The following is a 24,107-nucleotide window of genomic DNA, read 5'->3' on the forward strand; positions in this document are numbered from 1 at the left end:
TTTAATAATTCATAAATATGGGGAGGAGAGAGGAATGAAGAAAAAACTATTAATAGAATTGATTATATACGCTATCTTGGCCATTATCGGAATTATATTGCTGTTTACTTATAAGCCGGAAAAAGAACCTAGAAATATTCCATCTGATTTTATTATTACAGTGGAAGGAGTAAAAAACGATGTTGCTATACATGACAAGTAATCAGAATGTGGGGCTGTTTGATTTCCTTGTAAAGAAGCAGGGGATTATCGTCAAAAAGCTTTCCGGCGAGTTTTACCTGAAGAAATTTGTTATCAATGATATGCGAAATTTAAGCCACTATTCTTTTGTTGCAATTGATTTGTCAGCATTAAAAGATACAGAGGATGAAATCATGGAAGCCGTTATTGCTTTTAAGTCCATGTATTATTCCCGGCTAATTATCTTTGCAGAAGGCATGAACTATTCTAATCCTTTTGTATCACGTCTTGTTGAAGAAGGGATTTATAACATCATAACAGCAACAGAAATTGAGGAAATAAAATCTGAAATCGTTATGTGTGTCAGTGACGAAGGAATGGGTTATCACGATATAATAAAAGGTCCTGCTGCAGGAGAATTAATGCCGGAATATTCGTTTAAAGGGGAAAATATAACAATTGGTATTGCAGGGGTATTAAGTAGGATTGGCACAACTACAACAGCAATGAATCTAGCAAACTATTTAGCTTCTATCGGAGCCAAGGTTAGTTATATCGAGGCCAATGCCAATAATCACTTGAATACTTTGCCTAATGTATATAAGGGGATGAAGGCTGAGGATGAGTGTATCAGATACAAAGGCGTAAATTATATGACTATTAAATCAGGGAACAAAGAAAACAGTGACTTAAGTGTATTTGACTTTGGAGTGCTTAATGATGGGAATTTAAAGGCTCTTAAATATAGTAAGGTAGTTATTGTATGCGGTGGTTGTAAACCGTATGAACTCAAAGCCTTGTATAATGCGATTTTGAAGCTTAAGGAATTATCTATCAATATAATACTATCTTTTATTCCGGAACGTGGCAGGGTTAGCTTAAAAAATGATTTACAAATTGAAAATAGCATAGTCCATTTTGCCGACTACTCGCCGGATCTATTTGACGGCACCGTCAATAACCGTATCTGGAAGGATATTTTAAGTGAATATATTTTCGAGAGAATCACCTAAAGTAGAAAGGAGGCTATCGTTGATGAATAAAGCAGACATAATTAACCAAATATACAGTGCTAATTTAACAAAAAGGGCTACCCTTGTTGTATTCTACCTTGTAAACCGTGCCAATAAGGAATTCACCTGCTTTCCAGCGGTCAAAACCATTGCAAAAGACTGCAACATGAGTGCAAGGACGGTACAAAGAGCGATAAACGATCTTATTGATGCAGGATATGTAAAGAAAGATTACCGGTTCAGGGAAAATGGCGGGCAGAGTTCCAATCTTTATACCCTTGTGCTTAATCCTGATGATGGAAATGAAGATGAGCAAAAACAGCCACCTTCTACACTAGAAAAACCACTAGAAGAGACAAAAGAAGAAAAACATGAAACGGAAAGCGTAGGTGTTGAGTATGTCAATTTCTCATTCTATGAGAGAAAAAATGACGGTACTTGTGTAAGAGAAAATGCTAGCACAGAAGCAAAGAAAAATATCAGTAGCTCAAAATCTATTTTCGAGAAAATATTACATGAGGGTGGCGAATGTAATAGCTATTACTTATTTAATGAAAGTAAAAAATTGGAGAAATATATAGCAGAAAATAATACTGAATTTGTTAATGATGTACTTGCCTTACATAACTGTCGCAGGGAGGGCGACAATTTTGCAGTACCATAGAACTATACAGGGTAACGATCTGGGATATTGAAAAAGAAGTATTATTTTAAACCTCTATAGATACATGAATACAACATAGTGTAAAGTTGTTGTATGATGCTATAGCATATGCTATAATATATCATGGATAATTGGAGGTGTATTTATGTCTTTTGGAGATTTAGTAAAGGAAATAAGAAGAGAATTGAGTATTAGTCAAGAACAACTTGCCCATGATTTGAACATTAGCTTTTCAACCATCAACAGATGGGAAAATGGTAAAACTTCTCCAAGTAAATTAGCAAAACATAGACTTCATGAATACTGCATTAGTAAAAATATTACTAAAAATATTACTGAAAAGTTTAATAAATAAAATTCTACATTTTGTAAGAAAGGAGTAGAACAATGGCTAGAGCAGACTTGCTTTTAGAAATTGTAAAGCATGGACTTTCAGGGATTTTAAAATTAAGGATGGAAATGCAATGAGTAAGAGCCATTTTAGTATTACCAAATTTAATTTTAAAAACCATTTACACAAAATATTCTAAGCTACCGTTTTTTATTATTATCATTATTTAATATTTTTATAGATAGTCCTGATACTTTTCAATATGTATGAGCTCATTACACAACAAGTTAGCAAGCGTTTATTATTTTATTTGTCATCGCATTAGTAGTTACAATAATAGGACATGCTTTAATACTGTTAACAGGGAGAAATTACTTATAGAGAAAAGAATATTGGGCCGAACGAGCGAGAAAAAGAAATGAAAAGGTTAGAAAAGTTGGAGTGAAAGAAAAATAAAGAGATTGAGTATTATTAATAAATGGGTGATTGTATGGATGTAAAATATCAAGTATTCATTAGTTCAACTTATATAGATTTGAAAGAAGCACGTGAAAAAATTACGAAGGCTATTTTAAGTTCGTATCATATTCCCATAGGAATGGAAATGTTTAATGCAGGGGATGAGGAACAATGGGAAGTAATCAAGAAAACCATTGATGTATCGGATTATTATGTGCTAATTATCGGACATAGATACGGCAGCTTAACGAATGAAGGCATCAGTTATACTGAAAAAGAATATAGGTATGCAAAAGAAAAAGGAATTCCAATACATATATTTATAAGAAATGACAATGTAGCAACAAAGCCTGATGAAAGAGACGAAGAACCTGATTTGATTCAAAAATTAAAGGCTTTTAAAGAAGAAGCTAAGATAGGCAAGATGGTTGATTTTTGGAATGATATTTCAGACTTGGAGAGTAAAGTTCTGTTATCCTTGTTCAAGGCTATGAACTCTAAGAAAGGTATAGGGTGGGTAAGGGCAAATAAAGCGGATATTAATGCAATGTCAGATGAACTTGTTCGACTTAGTAAAGAAAATCATACTCTTAGAGATGAAGTTAAACGTCTTGAAAATATGATTAAGGCTCGAAGTCCTAGAATAGATGTTCAAATAGATGGAAGTAATGACTTAAAATTTGTGATCACTAGAAGAAATGACTATAAATTATACAAGCCGGTTAAACTTGAAGATTTACCCGAAGAAGTTTCCAAATATTTAGAGCTTAATGATATAAATGAATATAATGCTCAATTGAGTAAGATTTATGGATTGGATGATTACAATGATGAAATCAGTTCGGACAAATATCTAAAAGACAACCACAATAAACCTGTAATCACTGTTATTAATAATGGTACCGGAAAAGCTAACGACATTGATATAGTCATTGAATTTCCTGATGAACTTGTAATTATGAAAGCTGCTAATTTAAATTTAGATGAAATAGAAAAACCAGAGGGATTACCTGAGCATCTATATGATTTAGCAAAAGAAAGACGGCAAGAAGAGATGTTGAAGCAGAGTCCAGCATTTAAATCTGTAACAAATCTTAGCAAAATAGTTAATGCTTTTGGCTCACATTTAATCGCAGGAGAACAGTTTAGCAGTAGATTAGCTCTAAGTGAAATAGCAGGCAGTACACTCGGTAACTTTAACATTCGTCAGTCATTATCAGTGTCAGAGGAAGATAATACAATTGAAATAAACATTGATGATTTACTTCACACCAATGAGTTAAATTTTGAGGATGAAGATTATATAATTGTACCGAGGAAAGCAGGTAGTTATGAAATTAAGGTGTCAATTATATGTGAAGAATATGAGACAAGAGATGAAATTATTATACCTGTTACTATTGAAGAAACAGTCAAGTATTTTGATGTAGAGAACTATTTGTAGGAAAGCTACTCAAATAGCCAATTACGGAAGAGTAGCGTCATGAGGTTGGATGAGGGGAGCAGTTCTTGTATGCCGGACACAAACTGGTTTAAGCTGAATAAGTTATAATTGGACAGATATGCAGAATATTATGCAAAGATGGAGTTTTGCATCCTATGGATTTAAGGTCTATACATCGGAAGTGGATGATCATGGTATAGATTTTATTGCTAAAGGGAAAAACGGAAAAATTCATGAACTGCAAGTCAAAGCAGTAAGGCAATCTAACTATGTGTACATGCAGAAAGACAAGTGGAACATCTTTGCCCCGAATATATACCTGCCATTGAAGTCTGTGATGGCTGGGCATGGGAGTGTAAAATACGCCATTCAGATAATACAGTCAAAAAAGTAATAGGTACAGTAGAGCCTCCACCTAGAGGGAAACGACTAAAGAATCAAATTTTCAAATTGGCTGCCTTTGAGGTCAAGCCTTGGATTTTGTAGGAGGGGTAGTATGGGTAGCAGTTTTCGAATTAGTTGTAGAGAATGTGATTATACAAAAGATTTTAGAATAGGAATTGGGATGATGTACAGTCCTTATAATCTTAGAGATTTTGACTCAGAGTTCGCTTTGCTTCCCTATCTAATTCGGTCAAAAAAGATGCTTGCACATATTAAAGAATTACTGAATGAAAAAAATGCAGAAATCTCAGATGATTATGGTCATGAGATATACCGTTGTCCGAAGTGCGGGGAATTCTTTGGGCAATTTTATATCCGTGTAGAATATGACGGGAGTAGTTTTGAAGTGCAATATAAATGCACAAAGTGTAAGACAGCATTAAAAATGATTGATTATGATATCATCGTGGTTGACGGTTGGCAGGAGAAAGAAATTAACCTTGAAAAGTATCCTTGTCCTAAGTGTGGCAAATATAGTTTGTATGAGGGCGGGACTGAGTCTATCTTATGGGATTAAGGCAAGAATTGTTTCAGGTAGATATATAAAAGAGCTAGAAAAAAAGAAATAAATTATTTGAAACCCAAAATAACGAAAAGGATGTGCAAAATGGCGAAGAATAATATGAACGGCAAAAAAGAAGAACCAATTGAAAAACAGCTTTGGAAAGCAGCAGACAAGCTTAGAAAAAATATTGATGCTGCCGAATATAAACATATTGTTTTAGGTTTAATATTTTTAAAATACATATCTGATGCTTTTGAAGATTTGTACCGGAAATTAGAAAAAGGTGAAGGGGAATATGCTGGTGCTGACCCTGAAGACAAAGACGAATATAAAGCAGAAAATGTCTTTTTTGTTCCCGAAAAGGCCCGCTGGTCATATCTACAATCAAGAGCAAAACTCCCGGAGATTGGTAAAGACGTTGATGGAGCGATGGATGCTATTGAAAAGGAGAATCCGTCACTTAAAGATGTTCTGCCAAAAGTTTATGCAAGAGGTAATCTTGACCCTACGAATTTAGGCGGATTGATTGACTTAGTAGGAAATATAGCTCTTGGTGATGCAAAAGCCAGAAGTGCCGACATTCTTGGTCATGTTTTTGAATATTTTCTAGGCGAGTTTGCATTAGCTGAAGGAAAAAAGGGTGGACAGTTCTATACCCCTAGAAGTGTTGTTGAGTTATTGGTAGAAATGTTAGAGCCATATAAAGGTAGAGTATTCGACCCTTGCTGTGGCTCAGGTGGTATGTTTGTTCAGTCAGAAAAATTTGTTCAAGACCATCAAGGAAAAGTAAACGATATTTCAATTTACGGACAGGAAAGCAACCAGACGACCTGGCGGTTAGCAAAAATGAACCTTGCCATCAGGGGGATAGACAGTTCTCAAGTAAAGTGGAACAACGAAGGTTCTTTCTTAAACGATAGTCATAAAGATTTGAAAGCCGATTATGTAATTGCTAATCCGCCCTTTAATGACAGCGACTGGAGCGGCGATTTACTTAGAAAAGATGGCAGATGGAAATATGGTACACCGCCCGTTGGTAACGCAAACTATGCCTGGATACAGCACTTTATCTATCATCTTAATCCCAGTGGACAAGCCGGTTTTGTTCTGGCGAAAGGTGCTTTGACTTCTAAAAGTTCCGGTGAAGGTGATATCAGAAAAGAGCTTGTTGAAGCCCGCTTGGTAGATTGTATTGTAAATCTACCTGCAAAACTTTTTTTGAATACACAAATTCCCGCCAGCTTGTGGTTTCTGAGCAGGAATAAGGAAAATGGAAAATTTCGTAATAGAACAGATGAAATTTTGTTTATTGATGCTCGAAATATGGGACACCTAATAAATAGAAGGACGAGAGAACTTTCAAGAGAAGATATCCAAACAATTGCGGAGACTTATCATAATTGGCGTAATCCTGAAGGAAATTATGAAGATATAAAAGGTTTTTGTAATTCTGCATCTATTGAAAAGGTTAGAGAACTTGATTATGTGCTTACACCGGGTAGATATGTCGGTTTGCCTGATGATGAAGATGATTTTGATTTTAATGAACGCTTTACAAAGCTAAGAAAAGAGTTTGAAGAACAACTAAAAGAAGAAGAAAAGTTAAATGCATTAATTATTGAAAATCTTGCCAAGGTGGTGATAAAGAGTGGCAAAGATTAATGTTCTAGGGACTGAAATCGCCTATTATCAATACGAGGAAAACGACTTTATATCTTTAACTGATATGGTTAAGAATATTGAAAACGGATTAGCTCTGATTGAAAAATGGTTAAGAAATAAAAACACTATTGAATTCCTTGGTATTTGGGAAGAAATATACAACCCGGATTTTAATTCCCCCGAATTCGAGGGAATTAAAAATCAGGCTGGTTTAAATAGATTTGTTTTATCTGTTAAGCAATGGGTAGAAAAAACAAACTCAAAGGGCATTATTGCTAAGGCTGGAAGATACGGCGGGACTTATGCACACAAAGACATCGCTTTTGAATTTGCTTCTTGGATTTCCCCACAGTTCAAACTATATCTCATAAAAGAATTTCAGCGGCTTAAAGACGAAGAAAGAAAACAGCTTGGTTGGGATATAAGAAGAAATCTAACCAAAATAAACTATCGTATTCATACCGATGCCATAAAAGAAAACCTCATACCGACAGAGCTGAGTAAATCACAGATTAGCCGAATCTACGCATCTGAGGCGGACATTTTAAACATGGCTCTTTTTGGAATGACAGCTGCACAGTGGCGGGATCAAAACCTTGATAAGAAAGGAAATATAAGAGACTATGCTGATGTTTCACAGTTGGTCTGCCTTGCTAATCTTGAAAATCTTAATGCTCTTTTTATCAATGAAGGACTGCCACAGGAAACTCGTCTTGAAAGGCTTAATAAGATTGCCATACAGCAAATGCGAATTTTAACAAATGGATCAAGTATTAAAAGGCTGGAGGGCAATAACAATGAGTGAGTGGAAGGAAGTAAAATTGGGGGACGTGGCTGAGCTTATTAAAGATAAGTATAGCCCGCAAAAAGGTGATGGATTATTTTACATTGGTTTGGAACATATACAGGAGCAATCTTTAAGACTTAATGGTATTGGATGTTCTGATAATATAACCAGTAATAAATTCTATTTTGAAGAAGGAGACATTCTTTTTGGTAAATTGAGACCGTACTTTAGAAAAGTAATCATACCCAAATTTAGTGGTGTGTGTTCTACAGATATTTGGGTAGTACGTTCAAAAAATGGAGTAGACCAAAAATATTTATTCTACTTATTTGCCAATAAAGAATTTGTTGATTTATCTAATTCTGGTGAAGCAGGAACACGAATGCCCCGGGCCGATTGGAATTTTATGAGCCAGTCATTATGGAATATCCCAAATTCTAAGGAAGAACAAAAAGTAATAGCTTCCGTTCTAAGCAGTCTAGACGATAAAATAGATCTACTGCATCGTCAAAATGAAACTCTCGAAGCAATGGCAGAAACACTTTTTAGACAGTGGTTTGTCGAGGAAACAGACGATGGTTGGGAGAAAACGACACTTGATCAACATATTGAAGTTTTTCGTGGGATTAGTTATAAAGGAAGTGGTTTAACTGAAAGAGATTTCGGGCTACCAATGCATAACTTGAATTCTGTTTGTGAAGGAGGAGGTTATAAATATGAAGGTATTAAATTTTATAAAGGTGAATACAAAGAAAAACATTTAATTAATTCTAGGGATATAATTGTAACAAATACTGAGCAAGGGCATGAATTTAAATTAATTGGATTTCCAGCGGTAGTACCTGATTTATTTGGCAACTTAGGTTTATTCAGTCAACACATTTATAAGATTTGTCCAAAGAAACAAACCTATCTTTCAAGAGAATTTATTTATTATTTATTAATGACACCATTAGTAAGAGAGCAAATTATTTCAGCAACTAATGGATCAACAGTAAATATGCTTGCAATAGATGGGCTTCAAAGGCCAGAATTTCAACTGCCACCGAAAGAAACAATAATCAAGTTTACAAGAATCATTGAAGGGTATTGGAAAAAGAAAGATGTAAATAGAAAACAAGTCTACACACTAGAACAACTGCGGGATACGTTATTACCAAAACTAATCAGCGGTGAAGTTAGAGTTGATTATAAAGATCAACGAGGCTCTGACTAATTGAAAAGTTAAAAGCATAAAGCATTTATTGAATGGGAAGAAGGTGAGAATGGTGATGAATAGAATAACTGAAAATGTGATAGAAGAATTTGCCATTGAGTTATTAGAAAAATCAGGCTATCAATACATATATGCCCCAGATATTGCACCAGATAGTGATGCACCGGAAAGACAATCCTTTGAAGATGTGCTGTTGCTGGAACACCTGAAAACAGCCATTGGCAGAATAAATCCTAAAATTCCTACTGATGCCCGGGAAGATGCAATCAAACAAATACAACGTTTAAATTCACCTGAACTGATAACCAATAATGAAGCATTTCACAGGATGCTTACAGAAGGTATAAAAGTAAGCTATCAGCAAGATGGAAACGACAGAGGAGATTTAGTCTGGCTGATTGATTTTAGTAAACCTGAAAATAATAATTTTATAGTTGCCAATCAGTTTACTATAATTGAAAACGGAGTAAATAAACGCCCTGATATTATTTTATTTGTAAACGGGATACCTCTGGTTATAATTGAACTGAAAAATCCTGCCGATGAAAATGCAACAGTAAAAGCAGCTTACCAACAATTACAAACCTACAAGCAAGCTATTCCAAGCCTCTTTACGTTCAATGCTTTTATGATAATATCCGACGGTCTGGAAGCCAAAGCAGGTTCCCTTTCCGCAGGTTTAAGTCGCTTTATGACCTGGAAATCATCTGACGGTAAAACAGAAGCATCCCATCTCATTGGACAACTGGAAACACTAATTAAAGGTATGCTCAATAAGGGAACATTGTTAGATCTGATTCGCCATTTTATCGTATTTGAAAAATCCAAAAAAGAGGACAAAGAAACCGGTATCATCACCATTGAGACTGTCAAGAAATTAGCGGCTTATCATCAATATTATGCAGTAAACAGAGCTGTCGAGTCCACATTAAGAGCTGCAGGATACCTATCTCTAACGGTGAATGATGGTACAAATATCTTAATGGAAACACCGGAAAGCTATGGTGTGCCTGGTGTAAAACAACAACCGGTTGGAGACCGTAAAGGTGGCGTAGTTTGGCATACCCAGGGCAGTGGGAAATCATTATCTATGGTGTTTTATACCGGGAAAATAGTTCTTGCCATGAATAACCCAACAGTAGTGATCATAACAGACCGGAATGATTTGGACGATCAGTTGTTTGATACGTTTGCATCTTCAAAGCAACTTCTCAGACAAGAGCCCGTGCAGGCAGAAGACAGAGAACAATTAAAAGAGCTTCTAAAAGTTGCCTCGGGTGGTGTGGTATTTACAACTATTCAAAAGTTTCAACCGGATGAAGGCAATGTTTATGAGCAACTTTCCGACAGGGAAAACATTATTGTTATAGCAGACGAAGCTCATCGCACACAATACGGCTTTAAAGCAAAGACAGTCGATGATAAGGATGAGCAGGGAAATATCATAGGCAAAAAAATAGTCTATGGTTTTGCGAAATATATGCGTGATGCACTACCTAATGCAACCTACCTTGGGTTTACAGGGACACCTATTGAAAACACGGATGTAAATACACCTGCTGTTTTTGGCAATTATGTAGATGTCTACGATATAAGCCAGGCTGTTGATGACGGAGCAACGGTAAGGATTTATTATGAAAGCAGATTGGCTAAAATAAATCTCAGCGAAGAGGGAAAAAAGCTGGTGGCTGATTTGGATGATGAAATGGAAAAGGACGAGTTGACGGAAACCCAAAAGTCCAAGACAAAATGGACGCAACTGGAAGCCTTAATCGGTAGTGAAAATCGAATAAATCTGGTTGCTCAGGATATTGTTAATCATTTTGAACAAAGACAGGAAGTATTTGATGGCAAGGGTATGATAGTGTCCATGTCCAGAAGGATTGCTGCTGACCTATATGATGAAATTGTTAAGATTAAGCCTCAGTGGCACAGCAATGACTTGAAAAAAGGCGTTATCAAAGTGGTGATGACTTCTTCATCTTCTGATGGACCCCAAATATCTAAGCATCATACAACAAAAGAGCAGAGAAGATTACTGGCAGATAGGATGAAAGATCCAGAAGATGAGTTAAAACTGGTGATTGTTCGGGATATGTGGCTTACCGGTTTTGATGCTCCTTCGATGCATACTTTGTATATTGATAAGCCTATGAAAGGTCATAACCTAATGCAGGCAATTGCCAGGGTTAACCGAGTATATAAAGACAAGCCCGGCGGTCTTGTGGTGGATTATCTTGGAATTGCCTCTGATCTGAAAAAAGCATTAGCTTTTTATTCTGATAGTGGAGGGAAAGGCGACCCTGCCATTGCTCAGGAAAAAGCAGTTCAGTTGATGTTGGAAAAGCTGGAAGTTGTTTCGCAGATGTACCATGGATTTTCTTATGAGAATTATTTTGATGCGGATACATCGATGAAACTATCTATAATCCTTGCAGCAGAGGAACATATTCTCGGTCTTGAAAACGGCAAAAAAAGATATATAGACGAAGTAACTGCATTCTCAAAAGCTTTTGCCATTGCTATTCCCCATGAACAAGCAATGGATGTGAAAGATGAAGTTGCGTTTTTTCAGGCTGTTAAATCCAGATTAGCCAAGTTTGATAGTACCGGCACTAGCAAAACAAATGAAGAAATGGATACTGCAATTAGGCAAGTTATTGATAAAGCTTTAGTAACAGAGCAAGTAATTGATGTGTTTGATGCTGCAGGGATTAAAAAACCCGATATTTCTATACTCTCAGAAGAATTTCTTTTAGAAGTAAAAAATATGGAGCATAAAAATGTTGCTCTTGAGGTCCTTAAGAAATTGCTTAATGATGAAATAAAATCAAGGACTAAAAAGAACATGGTACAAAGTAAAGCTTTAATGGAAATGCTAGAAAGTTCAATTAAAAAATATCACAATAAAATAATGACAGCTGCAGAAGTTATTGAAGAGTTGATTGCACTCAGTAAGGATATTCAAAAAATGGATAAAGAGCCACAAGAAATGGGCTTGTCAGAATATGAATACGCTTTTTATACGGCCATTGCAAATAATAATAGTGCCAAAGAATTAATGCAAAAAGATAAATTGAGAGAGTTGGCTGTTGTATTGTTTGAAAAAGTGAGAGACAATGCATCAATTGACTGGACAATAAAAGAAAGCGTAAAAGCAAAATTAAAAGTGATTGTAAAACGGACTTTAAGGCAATTTGGATATCCCCCGGATATGCAGAAACTGGCAACAGAAACAGTATTAAAACAGGCAGAACTTATTGCAGAGGAATTAACCAATAAAAGATAGAATGTTTCTTAGAGCGAACTTTCTAAAATTATTGGATAGTTCAGATTTACATAATACGGCTTAATATTAAGGAGATTTAATAAAAGTACTACTTTAGAAATAAAAACCAAGACGGATATTGAAATTAATATCTGAGCAAGACAATATTAATAAACAACTCAAAATGTTATAGAAATAGCTTTTGGGGGTGAGCGAGATATAATGAATATTTATGAGAAATTTGGGAATAGATTTGAAAAGCGGATTCAAAGATTGCAAAATAAATATGATGACAAAATATTATTAGGATTTATCAAGGTTTCTGATGAGGAATATGATGATCTAAAAATACATTCTCGCTCCCTTTTACAGAAGTATCCTGTTGAAATAATTAAAAGCTATTCTGAGTGTTGCCTAATAATTGTTCTGACATTGGTTCAGATTGCTATTAGAGAGGTGTCCGAAGAAGGCGAACGTGAATTTTGGGTTATTGTTTGTAATATTTTGGACATTGATTATAAAAGTGTTTTAAAAAGCAAAGATATTCTTTTAAAATATTTAAAATTCAACGATTATTTCTTTTATATGAACGACAAACAACATGAGTACGTTAGAACTGTTGATTGCCATGCTGTTATACCAAGTATCTCTGCATATAAATTGTATAACTTCCTGTACGATGCTTATTTAAGGGATTTGGAAGAAGAATATGATGCAAGCTTAATTGATGAGTATATAGACATTATGTTTGAATATTTTAACGCTTACATAAATTTTGATGATGAAAGTGATAATATTTTGTCAAGTGGTATCAAAATAAGCAAGCACTATATGTTAACAAAGCCTTTTCGTGTTGCCTGTTTAAATCATAGAAAAATAATGAAAGATTTTATTAATAAGACTATTTTTCACATCGATCAAGTATCCTTTAAAGGTATGTTTCCAGAAGATTCAGAACTATTTTCTAAAGAATTTGTTTCATGGTGGAAAAATAAACAACAAGAAAAATTGGTTAATTATGAAGTCGATTTAAAAGAAATGCGAACTCATAAGGAGGAACAAACTAGACGTGAAAAAAGATTTATTTCAGCATATTACCAACTAAAAGAAACGGAACTTATACTAAACATTCCACAGCAGCGTCTTACATTAAACCAGATTGAAAATGAAATAATTTTGAATTTATATAATGGTGGAGAATTGTTACCTCAGTTCACCAAAAAACTCAAGGTATTTGGACATGTTATGTTTAGGACTGAGGAAGAAATTATAAAACTCAATCGTATATATAATGAGCTTCGATATGAAATAATTAGTGGCACCGAAATTGTTTATGATTCAAAGGAAACACTTTTTAGGAGTGGCCTACTTTTTAGTTCAGACGGTTTGGACGAGATAAATGGAAAAGACCTCTGTGTTGGAGATATTAAAGTTGTTGCCGCATTAGATACAGAATTAGTGCCGGACTGTAATTTTGATAGAATAACTCAAGATAATTATGTGATTTATGTATTGTTTTTACGTGAGAATTCCAGTTTTCTTTTGGATAATAGGTTTTATTCTCTTGAACAGCAAATGTACGAAAGTCGATTAAACTACGAATATAAATATAAAGGGGCTTACATATATCATAAAGGGAAATCTTATAACATTTTTACTGCATTGCCTTCCTTTGGCATTCGGTGTGAGGGTACTGTCAATGCTAAAAAATATGTTGTAAACATAAATGAAAACCAATTACGCTTGTCAGGCTTTGGTAAAATTAAGTTTTTTATGGTTGAAGACGGCTCTGGTGACGATTATATTTCATGTATATTGAATGAAAGACAAGTGCAGGATTATAAATTTTATTCATTAACTGTTCGCAAAGCAGGAGACTCAAAGCTGATAATTAAAGAGGATTTTATAATTATCCCCGACTTTAGATGTAACTTTGAAAAAGAAATATACTATAACGAAAAAACTGTTAATATTTCAAGAATAACAGGAGATAATATTTGCTTTCATGATATTCAGTTCCCTTTTTCAGTTCATTGTGGTGCAGAAAACATTGCTAGAATCAAATGCCAAATTGACGGGGCTTTATGTGAAATGGTTATTGAATTACCGGTTGTTTCATGGAAGCTAGGTAATTACTCACCTGAAAACAACGAAACAGTTATTTGGCATAATAGCATTCATGATTATATTTTTACTCTAAAATGGTACTTTAATACTCCAAACCTGCTAATTAACAAAGAACAAACAGTTAATGGAGATAAAAGATACACAGCAATTTATTACGATTTAAAGAGTTTTTTTGAATTAGAAAAAGATTTTGAAGTAGGTGTGGAGATTGCTGGGAAATATATAAAATTTGCAAGCATTACCTTCACGCCCAAAGTCACAGAAGCGGATTTTGTTTACAATAAGAATCTGCAGGCGGTTTTTGGATTTTGGAAATTTATTGGGGAAGGGAGCTTGCAAATCAAGATTACCTCAAGGGAAAACGGCTATTTGGTATTTAAGAAACAATTTGATGGTGTTAATAGCTTTGAAGAACCTATAAATTTACCTTACGGCTTTTATAACGTTACAATTACTCAAAAGCAAGAAGATGAATTTGGTGAGTCAGGAAATGATGAAGTGCTCTTACACGAAAGCACGCTTATAGTAGGAGATAAATTCTATCTTTTGCTAAAAGGTAAAGAAGTGAAGATCGATAACTGCTTTTACTTTGACAAACGGTTTGAAGTGGAGAATTTCTTTTTTGACAGCATTAGAATTGAACAGGAAAATTTACTATATACGGCATCTGCTTTCTTTTATAAACGTAAAATGCAAACCGGCGAGTTGTTTAAATGGTATATAAATGAGAACAATCCGGTAAAAATTGAAATTATCGATGTTGATGAATATCAATTTACTATAGAGATTAGAGAACAAAGTGACGATGGTTTTATTTATGATAAAAAAACTAAACATATTATGCCGGATGGCGGACAAAAAGATAGGAAACGGTATCAAACCGCAGATTATTATATTGTGAATTTGGGGGGATTGTCATGAATTTTAATCCCATAAAGGCGTCGAGTGAAATTGTTGATAAATACATACGCTACATAAACACTTCACTTTATATTAAAGATAACAACTATATGAAGCAGCTTAAGGAGATATTAAAGCAAAAAAATAAAATCGCAAAAGGGCCTTATCTTGATGTATCTGATACCTTTGAAAAGGGGCATACACTAATAGAGTTAATAAACGAGGGGATATTATGTCCTGAGATGCTTAATATAAAAAGCCGCAAGTTACCACTGGAAAGACCTTTATATGCACACCAAGAGGAAGCGATTAACAAGGTGATAAAGGGTAAAAATCTAGTGGTTTCTACGGGTACGGGATCAGGTAAAACGGAATCCTTTTTAATCCCTATTCTTAATCATCTAACAGAACAAAAACAAAATAATATACTCACTCCCGGCGGCGTTCGGGCGTTGATTATCTATCCTATGAACGCTTTAGCTAACGACCAACTAAAACGGATGAGAGATTTACTTGAGAACTACAAATATATCACCTTTGGTGCATATACAGGAGAAACAAAACCAAAATATAAAGACGCCTTGGCAAAATATAAAAGTTTAAATAAGCAAGAACCTTTGCCTAACGAGCTTATTTCTCGTGAGCAAATGAAGAAAACTCCTCCGCATATTTTAATCACAAACTATGCAATGTTAGAGTATTTAATGATTAGACCTGGAGATAAAGTTTTTTTTGGTGGCGAAAACTCAAATAACTGGAGATTTATTGTCCTTGATGAAGCTCATACATATACAGGAGCAACTGGTATCGAAGTATCGATGCTTTTACGGCGATTGGAAGCTTCTTTAAGTACAAAAGAAAAACTGCAATATATTCTAACTAGTGCTACGTTGGGTAACAACGAAGAAGACAATGATGATGTTGTCAGTTTTGCAAAGCTACTATGTTGTGGAGCTGATTTTGACGCTTCATCCGTTGTTAGAGCGACGAGAAAGCCTGTAGTGCCACAAACTGATGTAAAAAATATTCAATTAAGCTTGTATTCTGAAATTAAGGAACTATTAGAGAAAAATGAAACAGTAAATCAGATATATTCGTTTTTGAAAGTAAATAACATAGATATGCCTTATTCTGATAATATAAACGAGCTTTTATTTGAGCTTATTAGGCACGATAGTAATTATTATAAGATAAAGAATTACTTGAAAAATAATCCACAGACAGTTTATAAGCTAACGACAGATTTACAGCTAAATATTGATGATTTGGTTAATTTTATTACGGTTGCAAGCAAAGCTATAAAGAATAATGAGTCCGTTCTTGAAGCAAGATACCACATGTTTGTACGGGCAATTGAAGGAGTTTATATTACCTTAAAGCCGCACAAGCAATTGTTTGTTGAGCCAATGGAACTTGTACCGGTTGGGGATGTTAAATACAGGGCATATGAATTGTCTGTTTGTCAGAATTGCGGTGAATTGTTTATTGTCGGCTATATTGACGAAAATAATGTATTGCGGCAGCTTGCAAGAGGTAAAGAGGTTGACGATATAAAAAAAGAGTATTTTATGTTGGCAGTTGAAAATTTTCGTGACGAAGAATCTGAAGAAGATGAGTTTGAAGTTGTCGCCGATGATGAATTGTATTATTTATGCAGCTTATGCGGTGCTATTGACCGTGTTACTTCGCATAATGGTAAACCTTGTAATTGTGGACATATTTACCTTAATAAAGTAAAAAAAATAGTGCCAAAAGGGAAAGTTTTGCATAAATGCCCTTCCTGTTCTTTTGTCAACAATAAAATCAGCGTTCTTCGAGATTTCTATATTGGGCAAGAAGCGGCAGCCAGCGTTATTGGTACTAGCCTTTATGAGGAATTACCGTCCTATGAAGTCAAAAGAGAAATAATAGAAATAAAAGATGACGATGAGTTTGGAACAAGTAGGGGTATTACCAAGGTTAATAAATGGAAAAACCATCTATCCAAGCAATATCTTGTTTTTTCGGATAGTAGGCAGGAAGCTGCTTATTTTGCGAGCTATTTTGACTTTTCGTATAATAATATTTTAAGAAAGCGACTTATCGTAGAGGCTCTCAAAAGGAATGTTGATGCTATTCCTCCAGATGGATGGAGTATTGAAAGATTTGTGCATGAATTGGTGCTTCTATTTAATGAATATAAAATATTTAATGATGAGGACGAACGTGAGAGAGAAGCATGGAAAACTATCCTATACGAGGTATGTAATAATGATGGACGATTTGGACTTGAAGGGTTAGGTGTACTTTCATTTGAATTTGCTCCAGTAAAAGATGCATTGCATGATTTTACGACAGAGGAAACCGAAGCCTTGCAAAAAATCCTTGCTAATAGCTTTAGAAACAATGGTAAACTGTGGTATAACTATAATAAATTGACTGAACGAGATAAGGAGTATTTTCTATATAAAGCACATGATAGCTATATGACGTTGCTTTCTGATAAAAAATTGACGTATGTACAAAGCTGGTGTTCAAAAGGTAATAAAGGTAATGGACGGACAAGCTATATTGAAAAAATTACCGGTTGGGATAGAGAAAAAGCGAATAGGTTTTTGAAACGTATGTGGGAAAAGGTTTTTAGCCAAGGTGATATTTTGATAGTTTGTGATGGTGATAAATATAAATTGAATTTATCGAAGTTTAAGGTAAAAAATGGGCTTAGTTCAGGAATTAAATGGTATGAATGCGATAAATGTAACAGAATTACGCCATACAATATAAGAAATGTTTGCCCAGAGTATATGTGTGATGGAAAATTAGATGAGTGCAATATTGATCAGGAATTAAACGATAATCATTACAGACAGCTATTCTTGAATCTTGATATTTCACCACTAACTATTAAAGAGCATACCGCACAATTAAGTTCTGAAACGGCAAGAGTTTATCAGGAGAAGTTTGTTCGTAAAGAAATTAACATACTTAGCTGTTCTACCACTTTTGAAATGGGTGTAGATGTTGGTGAGCTTGAAACGGTATTTATGAAAAATATGCCGCCAAGTCCTTCTAACTATGCTCAAAGGGCTGGACGAGCTGGTAGACGTACTGAATCGGCTGCATATTCCCTTACTTTTTGTCGCCTGAGTTCTCATGATTTAAACTTTTTTAGAGAACCTGTTAACATGATTAAAGGAAAGATATATCCCCCAAAGTTTAAGGTCGAGAATGAAAAAATCATTAAAAGACATATTTTTGCTTCTGCATTGGCATTTTTCTGGAAGAAAGAACCAAAGTATTTTAAAAATGTCGAAGATTTCTTTTTAAATGATGGATTTGATAGGTTTGATTCATATTTAAATAGTGAGCCAATAGAATTGATGACTTTTATAGATGACTTTGTTCCTAAAGGTATCTTCAAAAGTAATAAAGAGTGGATAAATGATTTAATCGGTGGAAACGGTGTTTTGATAAAGGCAAAGGATGATTTTTTTTCAGACATTAATTCCTTAGAAGAAAGACAACAGCGCCTTATAAACGAACAATTAAATGGCAAGAATGTTGGTTCTGCAATTGGTAAGGTAGGATATATAATTGGCAAGCTTAAAAAGGATAACATTTTGACATTTATGTCAAGAAAAAATGTTATCCCGAAATATGGCTTCCCTGTAGATACCGTTGAACTATTACCATCAGTAGATTATAACAATAAAAATGAGAACTATCATATCGAATTGCAACGAGATTTGTTAATTGCTATCTCTGAATATGCGCCGGATTCTGAGGTGATTGCCGATGGAGAAATCTATACGAGCAGATACATAAGAAAAATCTATGGTGGGTCAAAGGATTGGACTAAGTTTAACTATGGACAATGCCCTAATAAAGAATGTGGTTATATGAATGTTTGTCTATATGATTATGATGATGAAGAAATGTTTATGGGTAAATGTCCAGTATGTGGTGATATTGTGCCCAAAGAAGGAATTTTCATTTGGCCTGAATATGGATTTGTTATTGAACCTAAAACAGAAGTGGCAACTACTCGTAAACCCCAGAAAACTTATAAAGGAGAGATACATTATATTGGAGATAAAAAGGAAAAGCGAGAAATCAATAAAATAACTCATATTATTGGCAAAAATGAAATAAATATTTGTTCTACTTCAAACGATGAATTAACTGTTCTCAATAATTCGGAGTTTTATGTTTGTGAGGAGTGCGGTTATACAAAAATATATAAAAGCAGAGGAAATACATTTGAAGATTTAAAACCACATAAAAATCCATATGGTAAAGAATGTTCTAATACAATACTTAAGCGCCATGCTCTAGGACACACATTTAAAACGGATGTTGTTCAAATTTCTGTTACAGATTTCTATATCCCGAGAAAAGAAGCATACTCTGTTTTATATGCATTGTTAGAAGGTATTAGCTCATATTTGGGTATAGAAAGGAATGATATCTCAGGTTGCTTGCATTATCGTAAAGGGATAAATGGGAAATTTGAATCTGGCTTTATTATATTTGATAATGTTCCCGGTGGAGCTGGTCATGTTAGAAGATTAGGGTCAGAAGACCTAAGCGTGATAACGGGTGTTCTAAGAGAATCTTTAAAAATAGTTGAAAGCTGTACTTGTGGTGGGGATGAAAAGGATACCGCTTGTTATAGTTGCCTTTGTAATTATTATAATCAAAAATATCACGAGGATTTAAAAAGATATAATGCAATCTATTGGTTGAGTGAGATGCTGTCTAATTAATCTAAATAATAATGATAATGCATCAACGTACTGGACAGAAAAAGAAGTAAAAACAATATAATTGCAAAACTCTATAGGCAATAGGGTATTCTCCAGACATTAAGGAATTTCATTATTAAATGCTTGAACTGATTGTAAAGGAATTAGCTCATAAAATAAATTTCTTAGAGCATTGCATTAGAAAATTTGAGGCTACTATTTTAGGATAATATTAAAGGGGAATAAAAAAATGCAAAAAAGTAATTTTTTAATAGCAAACATTTTAAATAAAACCTTTGACTTATATATTGATGATTATACTGAAGAAAAACTTAAAGATTATAGGAATAGATATCAAGAGACACATGCTTTCTTTAGGTATTCTATAAAAGGACAAGAAAAGATTATAATATTTCCACTGACTGACGATTCTGTTGTAACACCCGAAAAATATACTGTAAATCCAATAAAGGATACGATATTAGTTAAAAAGTTTGTCCATGAGCTTGTTTTCAGAGAAATATATCAAATAGGAAGAAAGATTGAAAAGTATACTACCATCACTTTTATATCTGAGAAAAATGAAGATGACTTAATAAGTCAGGTAGTTCCACCTGAATATAGAACAATATTTGGGTATAAAAAAGGCATAAAAATTGATAGTAGAGTTTTTTATCCAGATAAGGACTCAGCCCTTATTGGGGTTATAATTAATTCCTTTTACAGGTGGGACAATAAACTGAACTGCAAATTTTTACATGACAAGGGAATTGAACTTAAAAACAGATTTGTTTGTGAGTTTTCAGATCCAACAATCTCAATTTTGTCCAAATCAAGAGTGTTATTAGGAGTTATTATTGATATAGATGGAGATGAAGCTGTTATTGAAAAGAGTGGACATATAAGCAAGAAACTACTTAGTGATATTTATGTTGAAAACAACTTTAAGAATAGAAATGAAATAATGAGAGAGCTGTTGGGAGATAAAAAATTTGAAGAAATAATTAAAATTATTAAGAATTCTTCTGGTTCAAGAAAAAGTGCTGATTCTCAATTTAGTTCTGCTAATAGAATTGCTGAATGGTTAATCAAGACAAATTTCAACAGTAAATCAGGATTTTCATTTAGATTTACAAATATTTTTTCCTCGGACAATAGCCAATGGAAGTCAATAAATGCACAAAATCCTACTTATATATTTAGTTTACGTGAAGATAAAATAGATACATATGCTGATAGGGGATTGAAAAAGTATGGGCCTTATGACAGTATTACATATACACCTAAAACACCTAATATTGCAGTAATATGTAAAAAAACAGATAGAGGAATTGTAACTGAATTTTTAAAAAAATTTGAGCAAGGATTGCCTTCAATTAAATCAGGACATTTTGAACCTTATGGTCAAGGTTTTGTTAGAAAGTTCAAACTATCTTCAATAAATTGGTCTGTTTACGAGTTTAATAGTGACTGTAAAGATGATTATGAAAAGGCGATAAGATCATGCTTACAAAACACTATAAAGTGGGATTTGGCAATTATTCAAACATCTGAAAAACATAAACTGTTACCAGCGTCAGAAAGCCCTTATTATTTAGCAAAGGCCAAATTTATGGCGAATGACATACCTGTCCAGGGAATCAATATAGAAACAATGAAAAAAAGAGATGAACAAATTGTCTACATTCTAAATAATATATCGTTGGCTTGTTATGCGAAAATGGGAGGAACTCCTTGGGTTATTCCGTCAAATAAAAGTATTGACAGAGAATTGGTGATAGGATTAGGGAATGCAATAATAAAAAAAGATAGATTTAAATATGAAAAAAGAATTGTTGGCATAACTACCGTTTTTAATAGTGATGGGCGATATATGCTAAGCAGTAAATCTGCAGAAGTTGATTTTAAAGATTATTTTGAAGCATTACTTTATAATCTGCGGTCAGTATTTAACGATATCAAAAAAAATGAGGGATGGCGGAGTGGTGATAATGTACGACTTGTGTTTCACTGTTTTAAGCCTTTCAAAAACAGTGAGGCTAATGCTATAAAAAAACTTATGTTAGAATTAAGCAGGGATTTGAATATTATTTATGCCTTTTTACATATTGCAAAGGAACCACCATTGTTTTTAATTGATGATGAACAAGCAGGTATTCCTTCTTATAATGGTTCTTTAAAAGGAAAATGGATGCTGAAGAAAGGAACTGGTGTAAAGTTTGATGATAACGAATGTCTTATCCAACTTACAGATGCAAAAGATATTAAAATGGCAAGTCATGGAATGGCTAAGCCTATCATGTTGAAATTACACAGAGAGTCTACTTTTCTTGATTTAGACTATTTATCACAACAAGTATTTAATTTTGCTGCAATGTCATATCGAAGCTTTTCAAGTGCACCATTACCTGTTACTATTTGGTATTCACAGATGATAGCAAAAATATTAGGTAATATGCGAGATATTAAAGGATGGGATTCGGACTTCTTATTGAATAAGTTGAAATATAATAGGTGGTTTTTATGAATGATAATGCTATTGAAAACAAAAGTTGGGACTTTTTATTTAATGAGGATGAAACGTTTTTTAGGAAATGTTTTAAGCTATATACATTAGGAGAAGGTTACGTAAATTTGTCAGATGAAGAAATCGAAAAGAGTATTGTTGACTTGAATGACTATAAAAATGTAGCTTCTATTTGTTATCTTATTCTTGCAGGATATAGGTCTATTAAACTCAATCTTTTACAATCTTTAGAAGAAGGATTGGATAGAATATCACAGAAAACGATATCCCCTACTTATAATCTAGTATATGATGAAATGGCTTTAATGGGATTGGTAATTGCCGTAAAGAATTTAAAACTGCAACAGCATTACGAATGGCTTAAAAAGTTGCTTTTTGAGTATAAAAAATCTGCAACACTTCGAGAGACTGACTATGGCTTTGCAGAACTGATGGAAGAATATATTAATGATTCAAATATTATTGTTGGAATTCAATCAGATAAAAGTAATTTAATTAAATCCTGGTTGTCATATGAAAAAAAACAAAAGAATTCTTGCTTAACTCAGCAATGTGAACTCAGTAAAAAAATTTGGAAAATGGGAGTCCCATATTTTAATGATGATTTTTTTGATTGCTTAGCTTGTGGCGTTATTGATAAACTGATAGCTCAAAAATTTGAATTTGGTGTAATAAGCGTCGAAAACAATTATAGAAAGGCTATAAACAAAGCTGAAAAGCTTGGTAAAATTTATGCTTTCATTTTGATTTCTGTGATATTAATAACAGTTGCTGTACTTTATATTTTTATAGTATACAAAATATCTGTTTATGAATATATAAAGGATGAAAATTTATGGTATATTCCTGCAGGGATTGGTGTAATTGGAGTAATCGGCTTACCAATAGCTATACTAAAGAATACCAAAAAGATTTTTTTGTGGCTATCTCAATATTTTTCTAAATTGATAAAAAAAGTAAGGGGATTAATATAGAAAATATAGGTTATATTGGGTTGATAGTCTTATGAGAAAGTATCTAGCGATACAATGGAATTAGCAGATAAAATAGAAAATGGCGGATTAAACGGCGGATTAAATAGCGGATTAAAATCCTTATTTGACACAATAAAAGATAACCCAGGAATTAAAGCAAAAGATGCTTCAATATTATTAGATAATCGTGCTATTAGTACTATAGAAAAACAGATAAAAGAATTATCTAATAAGGGTTTAATTGAAAGACGTGGAAGTAAAAAAGCCGGAGGTTATTATGCTGTAAAAAATGAGGAATAAAAAAAGAAAATAATTTTCCCCGAGAAAACTATTTTCTAAGAAATTCACTATTAGCTATTTGAATTGGATTTATATCATATCCTTTGTTTTTTAAAATTTGGCTCTTAAAATCAACAAGTTCAACGGGTATGTCCAGTTTTGCTGCAATGAATTCATATGTATATTCCTGCTTTGCAAAATCCATAATCGTATTATCCGGGATAAGCAATTCGGTTGCGAATAGATTCGCTTCCCGTTCCGGCTTTGATGACATGTCAAAAAGAGAGAATTCCCGGATGGCAGTATTTCTCGCAAAATGCTGATGAAGTCTATCATGCCCTAATTCATGGGCACATATAATACTCTTAAATTTATCATTTATTTTTTGGTTAATAACTATATAGCGAAAGCGTGACTGGTAAAAATAATACCCCTTCAAATTTCCTAAGTTTTCAAAGACAATATTAATATTCATTCCACTGGCAATCTCAAATGGATTGCGAGTTCTATATTTTTTTATTAATCTCTCAACTTCAGTTGAAATGATATTAATCATTACTTCACCTACCTTCACCCATAAGTATTCCGGTTAATGCCGTATAC

The 24,107-nt window shown here is 33.6% G+C and carries 17 protein-coding genes; 16 read left to right on the forward strand and 1 reads right to left on the reverse strand.

Annotated elements, in window-relative coordinates; genetic code table 11:
* Positions 1-34 precede the first annotated feature (34 nt).
* The 16 genes from K364_RS26905 to K364_RS0103265 all read left to right on the forward strand — a co-directional run bounded on the left by K364_RS26905 (position 35) and on the right by K364_RS0103265 (position 23,525).
* Complete coding sequence (locus tag K364_RS26905; protein WP_169734734.1) at positions 35-202, forward strand: hypothetical protein; 168 nt, start codon at positions 35-37, stop codon at positions 200-202.
* Positions 180-1,193, forward strand: a complete 1,014-nt coding sequence (locus tag K364_RS0103190; protein ID WP_028306813.1) for a hypothetical protein — start codon at positions 180-182, stop codon at positions 1,191-1,193. The genes K364_RS26905 and K364_RS0103190 overlap by 23 nt, the downstream gene beginning before the upstream one ends.
* A gap of 22 nt (positions 1,194-1,215) precedes the next feature.
* Positions 1,216-1,857, forward strand: coding sequence for a helix-turn-helix domain-containing protein (locus K364_RS26045; RefSeq protein WP_084295468.1), 642 nt, complete (start codon positions 1,216-1,218; stop codon positions 1,855-1,857).
* Positions 1,858-2,002: 145 nt separating this feature from the next.
* A complete protein-coding gene (locus tag K364_RS0103200; protein ID WP_035267765.1) occupies positions 2,003-2,212 on the forward strand; it encodes a helix-turn-helix domain-containing protein in 210 nt (69 codons plus the stop codon).
* Positions 2,213-2,678: 466 nt separating this feature from the next.
* On the forward strand, positions 2,679-4,091 hold the full coding sequence (locus K364_RS22720) for a DUF4062 domain-containing protein (RefSeq protein ID WP_051533782.1): 1,413 nt from the start codon (positions 2,679-2,681) through the stop codon (positions 4,089-4,091).
* A 130-nt stretch (positions 4,092-4,221) separates the two neighbouring features.
* On the forward strand, positions 4,222-4,485 hold the full coding sequence (locus tag K364_RS22725) for a hypothetical protein (protein ID WP_051533783.1): 264 nt from the start codon (positions 4,222-4,224) through the stop codon (positions 4,483-4,485).
* 102 nt (positions 4,486-4,587) lie between these two features.
* Positions 4,588-5,052 carry a hypothetical protein gene (locus K364_RS22730; RefSeq protein ID WP_207640821.1) on the forward strand — a complete coding sequence of 155 codons (465 nt, stop codon included), beginning with the start codon at positions 4,588-4,590 and terminating at the stop codon, positions 5,050-5,052.
* A 90-nt stretch (positions 5,053-5,142) separates the two neighbouring features.
* A complete protein-coding gene (locus tag K364_RS0103225; protein ID WP_028306815.1) occupies positions 5,143-6,702 on the forward strand; it encodes a type I restriction-modification system subunit M in 1,560 nt (519 codons plus the stop codon).
* A complete protein-coding gene (locus K364_RS0103230) occupies positions 6,689-7,507 on the forward strand; it encodes a KilA-N domain-containing protein (protein ID WP_028306816.1) in 819 nt (272 codons plus the stop codon). Before K364_RS0103225 ends, K364_RS0103230 begins: the two co-directional genes overlap by 14 nt.
* Positions 7,500-8,705 (forward strand): restriction endonuclease subunit S, encoded by a 1,206-nt coding sequence (locus tag K364_RS22735; RefSeq protein ID WP_051533784.1) that lies wholly within the window; start codon positions 7,500-7,502, stop codon positions 8,703-8,705. The genes K364_RS0103230 and K364_RS22735 overlap by 8 nt, the downstream gene beginning before the upstream one ends.
* 49 nt (positions 8,706-8,754) lie before the next feature.
* The gene (locus tag K364_RS0103240; protein ID WP_028306817.1) at positions 8,755-11,994 is read left to right on the forward strand and encodes a type I restriction endonuclease subunit R; all 3,240 of its coding nucleotides are present in this window, start codon (positions 8,755-8,757) and stop codon (positions 11,992-11,994) included.
* A 201-nt stretch (positions 11,995-12,195) separates the two neighbouring features.
* Complete coding sequence (locus K364_RS0103245) at positions 12,196-15,021, forward strand: hypothetical protein (RefSeq protein WP_028306818.1); 2,826 nt, start codon at positions 12,196-12,198, stop codon at positions 15,019-15,021.
* Positions 15,018-19,745 (forward strand): DEAD/DEAH box helicase, encoded by a 4,728-nt coding sequence (locus K364_RS22740; protein WP_051533785.1) that lies wholly within the window; start codon positions 15,018-15,020, stop codon positions 19,743-19,745. Before K364_RS0103245 ends, K364_RS22740 begins: the two co-directional genes overlap by 4 nt.
* Before the next feature lie 229 nt (positions 19,746-19,974).
* Positions 19,975-22,251 (forward strand): argonaute/piwi family protein, encoded by a 2,277-nt coding sequence (locus K364_RS0103255; protein WP_028306819.1) that lies wholly within the window; start codon positions 19,975-19,977, stop codon positions 22,249-22,251.
* The gene (locus K364_RS0103260) at positions 22,248-23,225 is read left to right on the forward strand and encodes a hypothetical protein (protein ID WP_028306820.1); all 978 of its coding nucleotides are present in this window, start codon (positions 22,248-22,250) and stop codon (positions 23,223-23,225) included. The genes K364_RS0103255 and K364_RS0103260 overlap by 4 nt, the downstream gene beginning before the upstream one ends.
* 54 nt (positions 23,226-23,279) lie before the next feature.
* Positions 23,280-23,525, forward strand: coding sequence for a hypothetical protein (locus K364_RS0103265; protein ID WP_028306821.1), 246 nt, complete (start codon positions 23,280-23,282; stop codon positions 23,523-23,525).
* Positions 23,526-23,553: 28 nt separating this feature from the next.
* Here K364_RS0103265 and K364_RS0103270 read toward each other — a convergent pair whose 3' ends face one another.
* Positions 23,554-24,060: an ImmA/IrrE family metallo-endopeptidase gene (locus K364_RS0103270; RefSeq protein ID WP_028306822.1), complete on the reverse strand. Its 507-nt coding sequence runs from the start codon at positions 24,058-24,060 to the stop codon at positions 23,554-23,556.
* Positions 24,061-24,107 lie beyond the last annotated feature (47 nt).

Source organism: Desulfitibacter alkalitolerans DSM 16504 (genome assembly GCF_000620305.1).
GTDB lineage: Bacteria > Bacillota > DSM-16504 > Desulfitibacterales > Desulfitibacteraceae > Desulfitibacter > Desulfitibacter alkalitolerans.

Bases quoted from the DNA above. Each gene is read 5' to 3' on its own strand.
- K364_RS26905 (WP_169734734.1), top strand. From the start codon at position 35: ATGAAGAAAAAACTATTAATAGAATTGATTATATACGCTATCTTGGCC.
- K364_RS0103190 (WP_028306813.1), top strand. From the start codon at position 180: ATGTTGCTATACATGACAAGTAATCAGAATGTGGGGCTGTTTGATTTC.
- K364_RS26045 (WP_084295468.1), top strand. From the start codon at position 1,216: ATGAATAAAGCAGACATAATTAACCAAATATACAGTGCTAATTTAACA.
- K364_RS0103200 (WP_035267765.1), top strand. From the start codon at position 2,003: ATGTCTTTTGGAGATTTAGTAAAGGAAATAAGAAGAGAATTGAGTATT.
- K364_RS22720 (WP_051533782.1), top strand. From the start codon at position 2,679: ATGGATGTAAAATATCAAGTATTCATTAGTTCAACTTATATAGATTTG.
- K364_RS22725 (WP_051533783.1), top strand. From the start codon at position 4,222: ATGCAAAGATGGAGTTTTGCATCCTATGGATTTAAGGTCTATACATCG.
- K364_RS22730 (WP_207640821.1), top strand. From the start codon at position 4,588: ATGGGTAGCAGTTTTCGAATTAGTTGTAGAGAATGTGATTATACAAAA.
- K364_RS0103225 (WP_028306815.1), top strand. From the start codon at position 5,143: ATGGCGAAGAATAATATGAACGGCAAAAAAGAAGAACCAATTGAAAAA.
- K364_RS22735 (WP_051533784.1), top strand. From the start codon at position 7,500: ATGAGTGAGTGGAAGGAAGTAAAATTGGGGGACGTGGCTGAGCTTATT.
- K364_RS0103240 (WP_028306817.1), top strand. From the start codon at position 8,755: ATGGTGATGAATAGAATAACTGAAAATGTGATAGAAGAATTTGCCATT.
- K364_RS0103245 (WP_028306818.1), top strand. From the start codon at position 12,196: ATGAATATTTATGAGAAATTTGGGAATAGATTTGAAAAGCGGATTCAA.
- K364_RS22740 (WP_051533785.1), top strand. From the start codon at position 15,018: ATGAATTTTAATCCCATAAAGGCGTCGAGTGAAATTGTTGATAAATAC.
- K364_RS0103255 (WP_028306819.1), top strand. From the start codon at position 19,975: ATGCAAAAAAGTAATTTTTTAATAGCAAACATTTTAAATAAAACCTTT.
- K364_RS0103260 (WP_028306820.1), top strand. From the start codon at position 22,248: ATGAATGATAATGCTATTGAAAACAAAAGTTGGGACTTTTTATTTAAT.
- K364_RS0103265 (WP_028306821.1), top strand. From the start codon at position 23,280: ATGGAATTAGCAGATAAAATAGAAAATGGCGGATTAAACGGCGGATTA.
- K364_RS0103270 (WP_028306822.1), bottom strand. From the start codon at position 24,060: ATGATTAATATCATTTCAACTGAAGTTGAGAGATTAATAAAAAAATAT.